The organism is Variovorax sp. Root411, from assembly GCF_001425205.1.
Classification (GTDB): Bacteria; Pseudomonadota; Gammaproteobacteria; order Burkholderiales; family Burkholderiaceae_C; genus Variovorax.
In genome coordinates this window covers 820,677-836,585 of sequence record NZ_LMDW01000016.1, presented here as the reverse complement: position 1 = coordinate 836,585, position 15,909 = coordinate 820,677, and the positions used below count along the sequence as shown (strand labels likewise).

Below are 15,909 nucleotides of genomic sequence, written 5' to 3'. Positions count from 1 at the left end.
CTCCGCGAATGTCCCCCGCTTCGCTCCTCCTTTATTTCGCTGCGGGGAGCACCCGGTGCCCTGTGCACGATGAGCGCTGTCGTTGTTCCGCTCGATCAACAAGTGCTCTGAACGATCACGCCGATGCGGGGGCCTTTTTCGCGAAATAAAGGAGGAGCGAAGCGGGGGACATTCGCGAAAAAGGTCACCGCGTCGGCGGGATCGCCCCCTAGTGCTCTGAACGATCACGCCGATGCGGGGGCCTTTTTCGCGAAATAAAGGAGGAGCGAAGCGGGGGACATTCGCGAAAAAGGTCACCGCGTCGGCGGGATCGCCCCCTGAATGCACGCACAGCGCGTTCCATGAAAAAGGGCCCGTTCAACGGGCCCTCTGCATTGGGGAAGCGCGCGGGTTATTCGCCGCTGAGAGACACCGCCTCGGCTGGCGGCGCACCTTCCGGCGCCTTCGGCAGTTCGACCATGCTCTTGCGGCCGCCACGAGCGCGCCACGCAGAGTAGCCCACACCCGCCAGCAGCAGCGCGCACAGGCCGATGAAAGTGCCGCTGATAGGACGCGTCACGAACACCGACATGTCGCCTCGCGAGAGCAGCAGCGCGCGGCGGAAGTTCTCTTCCACCATCGGCCCGAGCACGAAGCCCAGCAGGATCGGCGCGACCGAGAATTCGAGCGTCATCAGCACGGCCCCGACGATGCCGAACACCAGCACTTCCCAGATCTGGAACAGGCTGTTCTGCGTGCTGTACACGCCCGTCGCAATGAAGAACATCGCGGCCGGGAACAGGTACTTGTAGGGCACCTTCAGCAGCTTCACCCACACGCCGATCATCGGCACGTTCAGGATCACGAGAATCACGTTGCCGATCCAGAACGAGGCGATCAGGCCCCAGAAGATGTCCGGATGCTCGGTGATGAGCTGCGGGCCGGGCTGGATGCCCTGGATCAGCAGCGCACCGAGGATCAGCGCCATCACCGCGTCGCCCGGAATGCCCAGGCTCATCGTCGGGATGAAGTCGACCTGCGTCTTGGAGTGGGCCGAGGCCTCGGGGCCGGCCACGCCTTCGATCATGCCGGTGCCGAACTTGTTCGGCGTCTTCGACACCTTGCGCTCCAGCGCATAGGCGATAAAGGTGGTGATGGTCGGTCCCGTGCCGGGCATCGCGCCGAACACCGTGCCCACCAGCGTGCCGCGCAACATCGCGGGGAAGGCGCGCTTGAGCTCTTCCTTGCTCGGGCGCATGTCGCTCAGCTTGAGCGTGCCGGTGTCGCCGATGGCCTTCATGCGGTTCACGTTGAGCAGGAAGTCGGCCACGCCGAACAGGCCCATCGAGATCGCCACGAGTTCGAGGCCGTCGCTCAGTTCTGGCAGGCCGAACGCGAAGCGGAAGCTGCCGCTGTTCACGTCGGTGCCGACCACGCCGCACAGCAGGCCGAAGAGCGTCATCGCCACGCCCTTGAGCGGCGAGCCGCGCGACATGGTGGAGCCGGCGAGCAGGCCCAGCAGCATGATCGAGAAGATCTCGGTCGGGCCGAACTTGAACGCGATCTGCACCAGCAGCGGCGAGGCGAAGATCATCACGATGATGCCGACGGACGCCGCGAAGAACGAGGCGATCATCGTCACCCCGAGCGCGACGCCCCCCTTGCCCTGCTTGGTCATCGGGTACCCGTCGAGACACGTCACCGCATGCGGCGGGTGCGACGGCATGTTCATCAGGATGGCACCGATGGCGCCGCCGTACTGCGAGCCGTAGAAGATGCCGGCCAGCATCAGGATGGCGGGCACCGGGTGCATCGCGTAGGTGAGCGGCAGCAGGATCGAGATGGCCTGCAGCGCGCCCATGCCCGGCAGCACGCCGATCAGGTTGCCCACCAGCACGCCGAAGAACGACCACAGCAGATTGGAGCCCTGGAACGCGACGCCGAAGCCGAACCAGAGGTCGTGGAGCGATTGACCGATCATGATCTCAGCCTCCCCACTGGAACAGTGGCAGCTGCAGCTTCAGCGCCCACCAGAAGACCACCACCGCGATGAAGCACATCGCGAGTGCCAGCAGCAGCACCTCGGTCAGCGTGTTGTCGCGGTCGCCGAGCGCCGAGATGAACACGATCGCGAAGGTCGCGGGCAGCAGGCCGCCGTACTCGCCGAACAGCAGGAACGCGAGGATGCCGAGGATGATGCAGATGCAGCCGCGCATGTCGGGCATGCCGCCCGGATGGCCGTGCGACGCGGCCTCTTCACTGGCGCCGCTCGTGGGCTTCTGGCCGCGCGCCGAGATGGCGATGAGCAGGCCGGTGAGCGCCAGCAATCCGCCGAGCGCGACCGGAAAGAAGCCCGGTCCCATGTGCGCGAGTTCGCCCACGCGGTAGCCGATGCCGGCGTATACCGCGGCCAGTCCGATGACGATCAGCAGGGCGCCGCCGTAGTAATCTTTTTTGAATTTTGAAGCGGGCCGGGGCGCGTGCGAGGCCGGATCTTCACCGAGCTGGTGCTGCATTGAGACTCCTTCGTTTGGAAGGAGCGGAGTCTAGGAATCGAGGCTTTCAATCGCCTTTCGGAGCACGCCCAAACGGCCCGGCGGCCCGCAAAATACGTGTAATCACGTACCGGCATATCCGGTGAAACCCTTGCAAAAAAGGACCTCAGAAGGCGCGCAGCGGCAGCCTCAGGATTGCGCGCAGTCCGCCGCCGTTGGCGCTCTCCGGCATGTCGGCGTTGTCGAGCTCGATCTCGCCGCCGTTGCGCCGCGCATAGCTGCGCGCAATGGTCAGGCCGAGGCCCGCGCCGTGCGCCGCACCGGCGCCTGCCGAGGCGTCGCGATGGAAGCGCTCGAACACCTGCTCGCGCCGTTCGGGCGCAATGCCCGGCCCGCTGTCGCACACCTCGGCCAGCGCGTACGAAGCCTCGCGCCGCACGGTCACGGTGATGTTGCCGCCGCGCGGCGTGTACTTGATGGCGTTGTGCACGAGGTTGGCGAGCACCTCGTGCAGCTCGGCAGCATTGGCCGCGACGGGCAGCACGGGCGGGTCGTCTTCCTCGCTGGCCTCGTCTGTGCCGTCGATGTCTTCCGTGCCGTTCGCGGCAATGTCGCCGCGCGCATCGACCCAGCCCAGGTCCTGGTCGTTCTCGCGCGCGAGCGGCAGGTACTGCAGCACCACGGCGCGCGCGATGGCGTTGAGGTCGGCCACCGCGGGTTCGGCCGGGCCGGCCTCGTCTTCGGAGGTGGCGTGGGCCAGCGCCAGCAATTGTTCGCTCAGGCGGCGTGTGCGCGCGAGCTGCGCGACGATGGCGTGCAGCGACTCGCGCATGCGCGCCGGATCGGTCTCGCGCACCGCGTAGCCCGCCTGGATCGACAGGATGCTCAGCGGCGTGCGCAACTGGTGCGAGGCATCGGCCAGGAACTGCGATTGCTCGGCCACCATGCGGCGGTGGCCCGCGATGTGGTGGTTCACCGCGTCGACCAGCGGCACGACTTCCTGCGGCACGCCGCTGGCGTCGAGCGGCTTCAGGTCGTCGCGCGAGCGTTCGCGCAGCGAGCGGCGCAGGCGCTCCAGCGGGCGCAGCGTCCATGCCACGCCAAGCCACACCAGCAGCGCCATCACCAGCACCATGCGCGTGTCGCGCAGGAGTTCCTGGCGCAGTGTCTCGGCCTGGGCCTCGGTGCGCGGGCCGATGCCCTCGGCCGCCTGGATCAGCACGCTGTAGGCAACGCCGGGGTGGACGTCGTCGTACACCGTCTGCCGCAGCGCGGCCACGCGCACCGGATGCTGCTCGTGCACTGCGTCGTAGAACACCGGCGTGCCGTCGGGCGGACGCTGTGCCGGGCGGGGCAGGCCAGGCACGCCCATCAGCGTGGTCTCGGGTGAGTTCACGTCGAGCGCCTTGCCCTTGGGAATGCGCTGCACGCCGACGTGCAGGTACTTGTAGCGCAGGTGCGTGGACTCGAACATCGCCTGGATCGAAAACGGCTCCTGCACGCGCAAGCTGCCGTCGCCGGCCACCACGATGCCGTTGGCCAGCGCCTGCACCGGCTCGAGCAGGCTCTGGTCGTAGGCGACCACCAGCGAATCGGTCAGCGCCTGGTAGTCGCTCCAGCTGTCGAGCGCCAGCAGCGCGACGATGCCGGGCAGCAGCAACGCGAGCAGCCGCGCGCGGATGCCGAAGCGCCGCGCTTGCTGCGGCGCCGGCTCAGTCGTCTTCGCCGCGGAGCTCGGGGTGGGCTGCTGGGGCTGAGGATCCATCGGCAATGCTCTCCAGCATGTAGCCCAGGCCGCGCACGGTGACGATGCGCACGTCGCTGTCCGCGAGCTTGCGCCGCAGCCGGTGCAGCACCACCTCGATGGCGTCGGGCCCGGCGGTGCTGTCGTTGGTGAACACCTTGGCAAAGAGCTGCGACTTGCCGACCGGCGCGCCGCTGCGCATCAGCAGGGCAGTGAGCGCGGCCTGCTCGCGCGGCGTGAGCGACAGCAGCGTGCCGCGCAGCGTGAAGGCGTGGCTCTGGCTGTCGTACGAGAGCGAGGCGCACTGCAGTCGCGGGTGCTGCTTGCCGCGGCTGCGGCGCACCAGGGCCGACAGGCGCGCTTCGAGTTCGGCCAGCTCGAAAGGCTTGGTGAGAAAGTCGTCGGCGCCCAGGTTCAGGCCGCGCACGCGGTCCTGCAAGGCGCTCTGCGCGGTGAGGATCAGCACCGGCGTGCGGTCGTCGGCATTGCGCATGTCGGCCAGCACGCTCAGGCCGTGCTTGTCGGGCAGGCGCAGGTCGAGCACGATGGCGTCGTATTCGGTGCCGGCCATGAAGGCCTCGGCGGTGCGCGCATCGGGCGCATGGTCGGCCACGAAGCCGCTCTGGGTCAGCGCGCGGACCAGCCACGAGGCCATGTCCAGTTCGTCTTCCACCAGGAGGATCCGCATCGGGCGCCCGTGTTATTTCTTGATGCCGAGGTCCGGGTCTTCGGATGCGCGGGCACTGGCGCGTGCCGAACGCGCGCTCAGGTCGGGCGCCAGGGCCTCGCGGCCGTCGAACACGAAGCAGTCGCCCTTGTAGTGCGCGTCGCCGACCTCCTCGAAGTACTTGAGGATGCCGCCTTCGAGCTGGAGCACATGCTCCACGCCTTCCTCGCGCATCAGGATCGCGGCCTTCTCGCAGCGGATGCCGCCGGTGCAGAAGCTCACGACCGTCTTGCCCTTGAACTCCTCGCGATGCGCCTTGAGGGCGGGCGGGAACTCGGTGAACTTGCCGATGCGCCAGTCGATGGCGCCTTCGAAGCTGCCGTAATCGACTTCGAAGGCATTGCGCGTGTCGAGCAGGGCGATCTCGCGACCCTCGTCGTCATGGCCTTGGTCGAGCCAGCGCTTGAGGGTAGGAGCGTCCACCCCGGGCGCCCGGCCCGCGGCGGGCTGGATGGCCGGGTGGTCCATGCGGATGATCTCGCGCTTGAGCTTTACCAGCATGCGGCGAAAGGGCTGACCAGCGGACCAGCTTTCCTTGGCCTCGAGGTCGGCAAAGCGCGCATCGGCGCGCAGATGGGCCAGGAAAGCCCGCACCCCGTCGGTGGGACCGGCCAGGAACAGGTTGATGCCCTCGGGCGCCAGCAGGATGGTGCCCATGAGTCCCAGGGCCTGCGCGCGGGCGCGCAGGTCTTCGCGCAGCACGGGGCTGTCGTCGATGGCCACGAACTTGTAGGCCGCGATATTCAAAATCTCTTGCACGGGGCGGGATTGTAGGGATTGCCAACCCACATCGTGGAGGCGGCGCTTTCTACAATGAAAGGATGTTTGTTCACCTGCGCCTGCACACCGAGTTTTCCGTCGTCGACGGCACCAACCGAATCGACGAAGTCATCAAGGCCGCCGCTGCCGACAAGCAGCCCGCGCTGGCCATCACCGACCTGAACAACCTGTTCGGCGCGGTCAAGTTCTACAAGCAGGGCCGCGGCAAGGGCGTCAAGCCCATCATCGGCGCGGAAGTTTTCGTGGAAGGGCTGGGCAAGGAGCCCGGCGTGCTCACCCGCATCGTGCTGCTGGTGCAGAACATGGAGGGCTACCTGAACCTGTCCGAGCTGCTGGCGCGAGCCTGGACGCAGAACGTGGGCCGGGGCCAGTCGCAGGCGGCCTGCAAGCTGGAATGGGTCGAGGAACTGGCGGGCGGGCTGGTTGCACTCTCCGGCGCGCAGGCGGGGCCGCTGGGGCAGCCGCTGCTGCAGGGGCAGGGCGAACGCGCGGCCGAACTGGCGCTGCGGCTGGCGGGGATTTTCCCGCATCGCTTCTACATCGAGCTGCAACGCGCGGGCCGGCCTGAAGACGAACCGCACGTGATCGCCGCGGTGCAGCTGGCGGCCCGGCTGCACCTGCCTGTGGTCGCCACGCACCCTGTGCAGTTCGCCGCCCGCGAAGACTACGAGGCGCACGAGGCGCGCGTGTGTATTTCCGAAGGCGAAATTCTTGGCAATCCGCGCCGGGTGCGCCGGTTCACCGAAGAGCAGTACTTCAAGTCGACCGCCGAGATGCAGGCACTGTTCGCCGACGTGCCGAGCGCGCTGGCCAACACGGTCGAGATCGCCAAGCGCTGCAACCTGACGCTGGTGCTCGGCAAGCCGCAACTGCCGGACTTTCCGACGCCCTTCATCAGCGAAGGCGTGCGCATGCCTATCGACGATTTCTTCCGCCAGGAATCGTTCGACGGGCTGGAGCAGCGCCTGAAGCATCTCTTTCCCGACGAGGCCAGGCGCGAGGCCGAACGCCCGCGCTACGTCGAGCGGCTGGAGTTCGAGATCAACACGATCCTGAACATGGGGTTCCCGGGCTACTTCCTCATCGTGGGCGACTTCATCCAGTGGGCCAAGAACAACGGCTGCCCGGTGGGCCCGGGCCGGGGCTCGGGTGCGGGCTCGCTGGTGGCCTACGCATTGAAGATCACCGACCTCGACCCGCTCGAATACAAGCTGCTGTTCGAACGTTTCCTGAACCCCGAACGCGTCTCGATGCCCGACTTCGACATCGACTTCTGCCAGGGCAACCGCGACCGCGTGATCGACTACGTGAAGGACAAGTACGGCCGCAACGCCGTGAGCCAGATCGCCACCTTCGGTACCATGGCCGCGCGCGCGGCCATCCGCGACGTGGGCCGCGTGCTCGACATGAGCTACATGTTCTGCGACGGCATCAGCAAGCTGATTCCCAACAAGCCCGGCATGTCGGTCACGCTGCAGTACCCGCCCGAGAAGAAGATCGAGGGCGACAAGAACAATTACGCCATCGAGATGGAGCCGCAGCTCGCGGAGCGCATCGAGAAGGAAGAAGAAGTCCGCATGCTGGTCGAGCTCGCGCAGAAGCTCGAAGGCATGACCCGCAACATCGGCATGCACGCCGGGGGCGTGCTCATTGCGCCCGGCAAGCTTACCGACTTCTGCCCGCTCTACCAGCAGCCCGGCAGCGAATCGGCCGTGAGCCAGTACGACAAGGACGACGTCGAAGCGATCGGCCTCGTGAAGTTCGACTTCTTGGGACTGGCGACGCTCACCATCCTGGAGATCGCGCGCGAGTTCATCATGAAGCGCCACAAGGGCCAGGAGAACTTCGCGTTCGAGAACATCCCGCTGAACGACGCGGCCACCTACCGGCTCTTCTCCGACGGCAAGACCGAAGCCGTGTTCCAGTTTGAAAGCCGCGGCATGCAGGGCATGCTGAAGGACGCGCGGCCCACGCGCCTGGAAGACCTGATCGCGCTGAACGCGCTGTACCGACCGGGCCCGATGGACCTGATTCCCAGCTTCGTGGCGCGCAAGCACGGCCGCGAAGAGGTGGAGTATCCGCACCCGGCCGTGGCCGAGATGCTCTCCGAGACCTACGGGATCATGGTCTACCAGGAACAGGTGATGCAGACCGCGCAGATCCTGGGCGGCTACTCGCTCGGCGGCGCCGACCTGCTGCGCCGCGCGATGGGCAAGAAGAAGCTCGAGGAGATGGCCGAGCACCGCGAGAAATTCCGCGCGGGCGCACTGGCAACGCACGGCATCCCTCAGGACAAGGCCGACGAAATCTTCGACTTGATGGAGAAGTTCGCGGGTTACGGCTTCAACAAGTCGCACGCCGCCGCCTACTCGCTGCTGGCGTACCACACGGGCTGGCTCAAGGTCCACTACACGGCCGAATTCTTCTGCGCCAACATGACCGTGGAAATGGACGACACGGACAAGCTCAAGCTCTTGTTCGAGGATGCCCAGAAGAACTTCGGCATCACCTTCGAGCCGCCGGACGTGAACCGCGGCAACTACCGCTTCGAGCCGGTCACGAACAAGATCATCCGCTACGGCCTGGGCGCGGTGAAGGGCACGGGCCAGCTTGCGGTCGAGGCCGTGGTGCGTGCACGCGAGGAGGGCGGACCGTTCAAGAGCCTGTTCGATTTCTGCGTGCGCATCGACCGCCAGCGCATCAACAAGCGCACGGTCGAAGCACTCATCAAGGCCGGCGCGTTCGACGCGATCCAGCAAAACCGCGCGTCGCTGATCGCCTCGGTCGATCGCGCCTTCGAATTCGCCAACGCCACGGCGGCCAATGCGGCGCAGGTCGACATCTTCGGCGATGCCGAGCACGGCTCGGCCACCGCCGAGCCCGACCTCGTCGATGCCACGCCCTGGGGCGTGAAGGAGCGGCTGACGCTCGAGAAGACGGCCGTGGGCTTCTACCTGTCGGGCCACCTGTTCGACGAGGTTTCGCACGAGGTGCGGCGCTTCTGCAAGCGCGAGATCGGCGACCTGCTCGACAGCCGCGACCAGCAGGTGATCGCGGGCATCGTGAGTGACTTCCGCGTGATCAACGGCCAGCGCGGCCGGCTGGCGATCTTCAAGCTCGACGACAAGTCGGACTCGATCGACGCCACGGCCGACGAGGCACTCATCAACGCCAACCGCAACACGCTGAAGGACGACGAGCTGGTCATCGTCAGCGGTCGCCTGCAGCCCGCGCGCGGCGGCTTCGAGGCGCGCTTCCAGGTGCAGCAGGTGTGGGACCTGGCCACGGCGCGCTGCCGCTTCGGCAAGTTCCTGCGCGTGGCGGTGAACGGCAAGGCGCCCGACATCGCGCGCCTGCTGAAAGACTTTCCGCCGCGCACCGAGCAGACCGAGGTCGGCGACCTGATCCAGGGCCTGCCCGTGCGGCTGTCGATGGCGCGTGGCGGCGCACAGGTCGAGCTGCAACTGGGCGAGCGCGCCAAGTTCTTCCCGACCGATGCGGCGCTGGCCAGCTGGACCGCGCAAGCGGAAGCGGGCAAGGCGCTGATCGTCTACGACTGAGCCCGAGCGGGCGCGAAAGGCGCGTCGTCAGTGCGCCATCGGCGCCACTGCGAGGTCCGGCACCACGTTCATGACGCGCAGCGTCTGCTGCACGATCTGGCTGAACACCGGCGCCGCAACCAACCCGCCGAAATATTTGCCCGCGCCGGGTTCGTCGATCATCACGGCGACGATGATGCGTGGCTTGTCGATGGGCGACATGCCGGTGTACCAGGCGCGGTACTTGTTGCTCGCGTAGCCCTTGCCGACCTGCTTGTGCGCGGTGCCGGTCTTCCCGCCCACCGAATAGCCGACCGTCTGTGCCAGCGGCGCCGTGCCGCCGGGTGCGGCCGCCAAGTGCATCATCTGGCGCACCTCGCTTGCCACCAGCGGCGAGAACACCTGTACGCCGGGCGGCTCGGTGTCAGTGCTTTTCAGAAGGCTCACAGGAATGACCTCGCCGCCGTGCGCGAACGCGGTGTACGCATGCGCGATCTGGAAGAGCGATGCCGAAAGGCCGTAGCCATACGACATGGTGGCCTGCTCGATCGGCCGCCACGACTTCCAGGGCCGCAGGCGACCGCTGACCGCACCGGGGAAGGGCGTCTGCGGCTTCTGGCCCAGGCCCACGGCGGTGAACGAGTTCCACATCTCCTGCGCCGTCATGCGCTGCGAGATCTTGGTGGCGCCCACGTTGCTCGATTTCTGGATCACGCCCTCGACCGTCAGCACGCCGAAGTTCTCGTCGTCGTGGATGGTCGCGCCCGACACGGTGATGCGCCCCGGGTTGGTGTCGATGACGGTCTTGGGCGTCACGCGGCCGAGTTGCAGCGCGGTGGCGACGGTGATCGGCTTCATCGTCGAACCGGGCTCGAACACGTCGGTCATGGCGCGGTTGCGCAGTTGCTCGCCGGTGAGGTTGCGGCGGTCGTTGGGGTCATAGCTCGGGTAGTTGGCCATGGCCAGCAGTTCGCCCGTCTGCGCGTCGACCACCACCACGCTACCCGCCCTGGCCTTGTTGGCGACCACCGCGTCGCGCAGCTTCTCGTAGGCGACGAACTGCACGCGGTCGTCGATGCTCAGCTGGATGTCGTGGCCGTCGGTCGGCGGCACTTGGTCCTCGGTGTCCTCGACGATGTGGCCCAGCCGGTCCTTGAGGACGTGGCGCGAGCCCGATTTGCCCGCCAGCTCCTGGTTGAACGCGAGCTCCACGCCTTCCTGCCCGCTGTCTTCCACGTTGGTGAAGCCGGCCAGGTGCGCGGCTGCCTCGCCTTCGGGATACTGGCGGCGATAGTCGCGGCGCAGGTAGATGCCCTTGATGCCGAGCGCGGCAATCTGCTTGCCGACCGATGCGTCGACCTGGCGCTTGATCCACACGAAGCTCTTGTCCTCGTCCTCGAGCTTCTTGTCGAGATCCTTCTGCGGCATGCCGAGCAATTTGGCGGCCTGCTTGAGCTTGGCCTGCACCTCGGGGTCGTCGCGCTCGATGTCCTCGGGAATGGCCCAGATGCTGGGTGCCGGAATGTCGGAGGCCAGGATCAGCCCGTTGCGGTCGAGGATGCGGCCGCGGTTGGCCGGCAGCTCCAGCGTGCGCTGGTAGCGCACCTCGCCCTGGTGCTGGAAGAAGTCGTTGTTGAAGATCTGGACGTAAGCGGCCCGGCCTGCCAGCAGCACGAAGCCGAAGGCGATGCTGGCCACGATGAACTTGCTGCGCCACACGGGTGTGGGGCTGGCGAGCAGTGGACTGCTGCCATAGCGGATGCGGCCGTTGGGGTTCATCTTGTGCGGACGCGGGGCCCGGCTGTTGTTGTGCGCGGGTAGACAGCGCGGTAACCGAGGAGTTCCGGACGGCCTTGGAGAAGGTCGTCCGGAACCGGCAGGAATCAGCGCTTGGGCTTGAGCGACACGATCAGCGACGGGAAGATGCGCCCGTCGGTGTCGCGCGGCAGCTTGTCGGTCTTGCGCAGGCCGCGCTCGGCCGCGTCGTCCCAGCCCGGCAGGCCGCTCGACTTGCTCAGCTTGACGCCGACGATGGTTCCGTCGGGCGCGAGGCTCACCTCGAACTCGGCCGCTGGGTTGCCGTTCACGGTTTCGGCATCGGGGAAGGTGATGTTCGGGCGCACGGCAGTGGCGATGCGGCCGGCGTAGCCACTCGAAGGCCCGGAAGAGCGCAGGGCCGTGCCCTTCGAATCGTCGCTGCCGCTCGCACCGGCCAGGCCCTGCATGCGCTTGAGCGCCGCGGCACGGTCGGCGGCGGCCTGCTTCGTGGCGGCCTCGGCCTTCTTGGCTTCGGCCTGCTTGGCGTCGGCTTCCTGCTGCTTCTTCTGATCGGCCAGCTTCTTCTGCTGTTCCTTCTTGCGCTCGGCCTCGTCCTCGGCGCGTTGCTTGGCCTCGAGCTCTTTCTTCTTCTGCTGTTGCTGTTGTTCCAGCTCGCGCTCTTTCTGTTCCTTCTGCTCCTTGAGCTTCTTCTCGCGCTCCAGGGCAATGTCGGGGGCCTTGGGTGCGGGCGCGGGCTCGGGGGCCTTGGCAACAGGCGGGGGCGGTGGTGCGGGCGCGGGCGGCGGCGGCGCGGGAACCGGTGCGGGCGCCGGCGGTGCCTGCAGGCGGGGCGCCGCCTGCTGTACCGTGGACGACCACAGCTCCGCATCGACCGCGCCTTCGTCGGCATCGCTGCGCCAGCGCACGCCCCAGGTGAGCGCCGCGATCAGCAGCGCATGCGCAATGAGGGCCAGCACGACGGCGCGCGGCGTGCCGCGTTGCGGCGGCGGCGCGAACTCTGGGCGATCCAGTGCGAGCGACATGCCTTATTTGCCGCCCGTGGTCGTGACCGACAGGCCCACGCGCTCGATGCCGCTGCGCTTGAGCTGGTTCATCGCCTTCACGACGGTCTCGTACTTCACCGACTTGTCGGCGCTGATGACCACGGGGCGCTGGTCGTCGCCGCCCTGGGCAGTCTTGGCGGCGGAGCCGATCTGCGTCATGGGAATGGACGTACCCCCCGTGCCGGTGGACGGGTCCTTCTTGATCTGCACTTCATCGTCGCTCTTGATGACGATCTCGATGGGCTTGTCGGGCTGCTTGTTGGCGCGGTCGACCGAGGGCAGGTTGATCACGCTCGGCGTGATGAGCGGCGCGGTGACCATGAAGATGATCAGCAGCACCAGCATCACGTCGATGAACGGGACCATGTTGATCTCGTTGATCGTCCGGCGGCCGCGGCCCCGGGATGAAACGGCGGGCATGCGTTGCGCCTCCGCTCAGCGGTTGGCCGGAGCCACCGACGATGCAACGCCCGCGTTCGGGTTGGCCGAGAGGTTGCGCTGCAGGATGTTGGAGAACTCCTCGATGTAGGTCTCGAGGGCGATGGCGATCTTGTCGATCTCGCGGGCGAAGCGGTTGTAGCCGACCACCGCCGGAATGGCGGCGAACAGGCCGATGGCGGTAGCCACCAGCGCCTCGGCGATGCCGGGGGCCACGGTGGCCAGCGTCACCTGGGCGAGGGCTGCGAGACCGGTGAAGGCGTGCATGATCCCCCAGACCGTGCCGAACAGGCCGACGTACGGCGACACCGAACCCACGGTGGCCAGGAACGAGAGGTTCTGCTCGGCCGCATCCAGCTCGCGCTGGAAGCTGGCGCGCATGGCGCGGCGGGCGCCGTCGAGCAGCGTGGCGGCGTCGCTCACGTGGCGTTCGCGCAGCTTCTGGTACTCGCGCATGCCGGAGGCGAAGATGCGTTCCATGGGGCCGGCGAACTTGGCGTTCTGCGCGGCCGAGGCGAACAGCTCGTTCAGGCTGGTGCCCGACCAGAACTCGCGCTCGAAGTCGTCGTTGAGGGCGCGCATGCGCCGCAGCGCGAAGTACTTGCGGATGATCGCGGCCCAGCTGGCGATCGAGACGATCACCAGCAGCAGCACGACCAGTTGAACCACGAAGCTCGCGTGGAGCAGGAGATTGATGATGGAGAGGTCTTGGTTCATGGCTTGAAAGGTTGTGTCATGGAGCCGCTGTAGCGCTCGAGGGTTCCCGTCACTTGCTTCGGAATGCGTGCGGGACGCAATGTGGCGGCGTCCACCCAGCCGATGCGGATCGTGCCTTCGCACAGCAGGACAGGCGCCGAGGCATCTGTCCGCTCTTGCTCTGTTTTTGATAGCACTCGCTGGCCGATTATCAACGACGCGGTGCCCAATTGTTGAAGATCGGCTGTAACGAGCAGTTCGTCATCCAGCCGCGAGGGGCGATGGTATTTGAGCTGCGTTTCGCTCACCACGAACTGGCCGCCGGTTTCCTCGCGCAGCTTGTGCTGCTCGACGCCCAGGGAGCGCAGCCATTCGGTGCGGCCGCGTTCCATGAACTTCAGGTAGTTGGCGTAGAACACGATGCCGCCGGCATCGGTGTCTTCCCAGTAGACGCGGATCGGAAACGCGTAGCTCATTGGGCCCGGTTCTCTGCCATCGCCCGCAGGCGCTCGATGGATTCCCGCAGGTGCGCCATCGAACTGGCTGTGGAGAAGCGCACGAACTTCGCGGTTTCCGCCGTGCCGAAGTCGCGGCCGGGCGTGACGGCGACGTGGGCGCGCTTCATGGTCTCGAAGGCGAAGTCCCAGCTGCCGGAGATGCCGAGTTTCTCGGCGAAGCCGGTGCAGTCGGCCCAGGCGTAGAAGGCGCCGTCGGGCACCACGGGCACGTTCAGGCCCAGCGCGTTCAGCTGCGGAATGAACCAGTCGCGGCGCACCTTGAATTCGGCGCGGCGGCGTTCGTATTCGGCGATGCTCTCGGACTCGAAGCAGGCGAGCGCCGCGTACTGCGACACCGTGCTGGCGCAGATGAAGAGGTTCTGCGCGAGCCGCTCGACCACCGGCACCAGCGCCTCGGGCACCACCAGCCAGCCGAGCCGCCAGCCGGTCATGTTGAAGTACTTGCTGAAGCTGTTGATGCTGATGACGTTGTCGTCAATGGCCAGTGCGGTGTGCCCAAAAGCGTCGTCATATGAAAGGCCGAGGTAGATCTCGTCGATCAGCGTGATGCCGCCGCGCTGCGACACCACCTCGTGGATGCGGCGCAGTTCGCCAGGCGCGATCGATGTGCCGGTCGGGTTCGAGGGCGATGCCAGCAGCACGCCGCGCGTCCTGTCGGTCCAGGCGTCCTCGACCTTGGCGGCCGTGAGCTGGAAGCGCTCCTCGGCCGTGGTCGGCACCAGCACTGCCTTGCCGTCCGCCGCGCTCACGAAGTGGCGGTTGCAGGGATAGCTCGGGTCGGGCATGAGGATTTCGTCGCCCGACTCGATCAGCGCGAGGCAGGCCAACTGCAGCGCGGCCGAGGCGCCGGCCGTGACGACGATGCGGCGGGCCGGCACGTCGACGTTGAAGCGCTGCTTGTACCAACCGCTGATGCGTTCGCGCAGGTGGTCGAGGCCGGTGGCCTGCGTGTACTGCGTGGCGCCGGCGCGCACGGCGCGGGCTGCGGCCTCTTGCACCAATGGCGGGGCGGTGAAGTCGGGCTCGCCGATGTTCAGGAAGATCATCGGCCGGTCTGTGTGGGCGACTTCGCGGGCCAACGCACCGGCGGCCTTCGCCACCTCCATCACGTAGAAGGGCTCGATGCGCTGTGCGCGCGTCGAAATCCTCATGCCTTGGCTTTCCCCGAAGCGCGATCTGCTTCCACTTCGAGCGGACGCAACTGCGGCGCCAGGCCGTTGAGAACCGCGTTCACGTACTTGTGGCCGTCGGTGCCACCGAATTCCTTGGCGAGTTCGATGCACTCGTTGAGCACCACGCGCCATGGCACGTCGGGGCAGTTCTGGAACTCGTACACGCCGATCCACATCACGGCGTGCTCGATGGGCGAAATCTCTTCGAACTTGCGATCCAGCAGCGGGCGGATCAGCGCGTCGAGCTGCTCGGCGCCTTCGATCGAACCGTGCAGCAGCGCGTCGTAGTGCAGCGCATCGGCCTTGTGGAAGCCCGCGAGGTCGCGTGTGAAATGGTCGATGTCGGTCGGGTCGTTGCGGCCCACCAGGTGCTGGTAGAGCGCCTGCAGCGCGAACTCGCGCGCGCGGCTGCGGTTCGATTTGGCCGAAGCCTTGCGCGCGCCGGTGCTGGTGAGTCCGACGCGCGACTGGCGCGGCTTGGCGCCAGTGGGCTTGAGGGGCTTGGAGGTGTCTTCGGTCATGAAAGGGTGGCCAGCAGTTGCGCCATTTCGACGGCGACCTGAGCCGCGTCGCGGCCCTTGTCGGTTTGCCGTGCGATGGCCTGCTCGAGGTTTTCGGTGGTGAGGATCGCGTTGGCGATGGGCAGGCGGTAGTCGAGCGCAACGCGGCTCACGCTCGCGCCCGATTCGTTGGCCACGAGTTCGAAGTGGTAGGTCTCGCCGCGGATGATGCAGCCCAGCGCGATGAGCGCGTGGTAGCCGCCGCGCTCGGCCAGCGCCTGGAGGGCCACGGGCACTTCGAGGGCGCCGGGAACCTGCAGGTGGTGGATGTCGCTGGCAGCCACGCCCAGTGCCTCGAGCTCCGAGAGGCAGGCCGAGGCCAGCGCGTCGGTGATGTCGGCGTTGAAGCGCGCCTGCACGATGCCGATGCGCAGTCCTTTGCCGTTGAGCGTCCCGCCGTTGGGGTTGTCCGTGCCCTTGTTTGAACCTTGCATGGTCG

14 protein-coding genes are annotated in these 15,909 nt (G+C 66.9%); 1 reads left to right on the top strand and 13 read right to left on the bottom strand.

Annotated features, from left to right (window positions below):
• Positions 1–391 precede the first annotated feature (391 nt).
• From ASC92_RS20500 to ASC92_RS20480, 5 genes are all read right to left on the bottom strand, one after another.
• Positions 392–1,960: a tripartite tricarboxylate transporter permease gene (locus tag ASC92_RS20500; protein ID WP_056519076.1), complete on the bottom strand. Its 1,569-nt coding sequence runs from the start codon at positions 1,958–1,960 to the stop codon at positions 392–394.
• 4 nt (positions 1,961–1,964) lie between these two features.
• Positions 1,965–2,495 (bottom strand): tripartite tricarboxylate transporter TctB family protein, encoded by a 531-nt coding sequence (locus tag ASC92_RS20495; RefSeq protein ID WP_200936004.1) that lies wholly within the window; start codon positions 2,493–2,495, stop codon positions 1,965–1,967.
• A 145-nt stretch (positions 2,496–2,640) separates the two neighbouring features.
• A complete protein-coding gene (locus ASC92_RS20490) occupies positions 2,641–4,239 on the bottom strand; it encodes a sensor histidine kinase (protein WP_082519646.1) in 1,599 nt (532 codons plus the stop codon).
• Positions 4,187–4,906 (bottom strand): response regulator, encoded by a 720-nt coding sequence (locus ASC92_RS20485; RefSeq protein ID WP_056519074.1) that lies wholly within the window; start codon positions 4,904–4,906, stop codon positions 4,187–4,189. Before ASC92_RS20485 ends, ASC92_RS20490 begins: the two co-directional genes overlap by 53 nt.
• 12 nt (positions 4,907–4,918) lie before the next feature.
• Positions 4,919–5,704 (bottom strand): sulfurtransferase, encoded by a 786-nt coding sequence (locus ASC92_RS20480; protein WP_056519072.1) that lies wholly within the window; start codon positions 5,702–5,704, stop codon positions 4,919–4,921.
• A gap of 62 nt (positions 5,705–5,766) precedes the next feature.
• Between ASC92_RS20480 and dnaE the strand changes: the two genes are divergently transcribed.
• On the top strand, positions 5,767–9,285 hold the full coding sequence (gene dnaE, locus ASC92_RS20475; RefSeq protein WP_056519070.1) for a DNA polymerase III subunit alpha: 3,519 nt from the start codon (positions 5,767–5,769) through the stop codon (positions 9,283–9,285).
• Positions 9,286–9,312: 27 nt separating this feature from the next.
• On the opposite strand, the gene ASC92_RS20470 is transcribed toward dnaE, so the two are convergent.
• The 8 genes from ASC92_RS20470 to ribH form a co-directional block, all read right to left on the bottom strand.
• Complete coding sequence (locus ASC92_RS20470; protein ID WP_056519068.1) at positions 9,313–11,043, bottom strand: peptidoglycan D,D-transpeptidase FtsI family protein; 1,731 nt, start codon at positions 11,041–11,043, stop codon at positions 9,313–9,315.
• Positions 11,044–11,147: 104 nt separating this feature from the next.
• Positions 11,148–12,065, bottom strand: a complete 918-nt coding sequence (locus tag ASC92_RS20465; RefSeq protein ID WP_056519066.1) for a cell envelope integrity protein TolA — start codon at positions 12,063–12,065, stop codon at positions 11,148–11,150.
• 3 nt (positions 12,066–12,068) lie between these two features.
• Positions 12,069–12,506 carry an ExbD/TolR family protein gene (locus ASC92_RS20460; protein WP_056519065.1) on the bottom strand — a complete coding sequence of 146 codons (438 nt, stop codon included), beginning with the start codon at positions 12,504–12,506 and terminating at the stop codon, positions 12,069–12,071.
• Between the two features lie 15 nt (positions 12,507–12,521).
• A complete protein-coding gene (gene tolQ / locus ASC92_RS20455) occupies positions 12,522–13,241 on the bottom strand; it encodes a protein TolQ (RefSeq protein ID WP_056519063.1) in 720 nt (239 codons plus the stop codon).
• Complete coding sequence (gene ybgC, locus ASC92_RS20450) at positions 13,238–13,696, bottom strand: tol-pal system-associated acyl-CoA thioesterase (RefSeq protein WP_007837970.1); 459 nt, start codon at positions 13,694–13,696, stop codon at positions 13,238–13,240. Before ybgC ends, tolQ begins: the two co-directional genes overlap by 4 nt.
• Positions 13,693–14,889: a pyridoxal phosphate-dependent aminotransferase gene (locus tag ASC92_RS20445; RefSeq protein ID WP_056519061.1), complete on the bottom strand. Its 1,197-nt coding sequence runs from the start codon at positions 14,887–14,889 to the stop codon at positions 13,693–13,695. Before ASC92_RS20445 ends, ybgC begins: the two co-directional genes overlap by 4 nt.
• Positions 14,886–15,431, bottom strand: a complete 546-nt coding sequence (gene nusB / locus ASC92_RS20440; RefSeq protein WP_056519060.1) for a transcription antitermination factor NusB — start codon at positions 15,429–15,431, stop codon at positions 14,886–14,888. The genes ASC92_RS20445 and nusB overlap by 4 nt, the downstream gene beginning before the upstream one ends.
• Entirely contained in the window at positions 15,428–15,904 is a 477-nt protein-coding gene (gene ribH / locus ASC92_RS20435) for a 6,7-dimethyl-8-ribityllumazine synthase (protein WP_056519058.1), read from the bottom strand. Before ribH ends, nusB begins: the two co-directional genes overlap by 4 nt.
• Between the last annotated feature and the right edge of the window lie 5 nt (positions 15,905–15,909).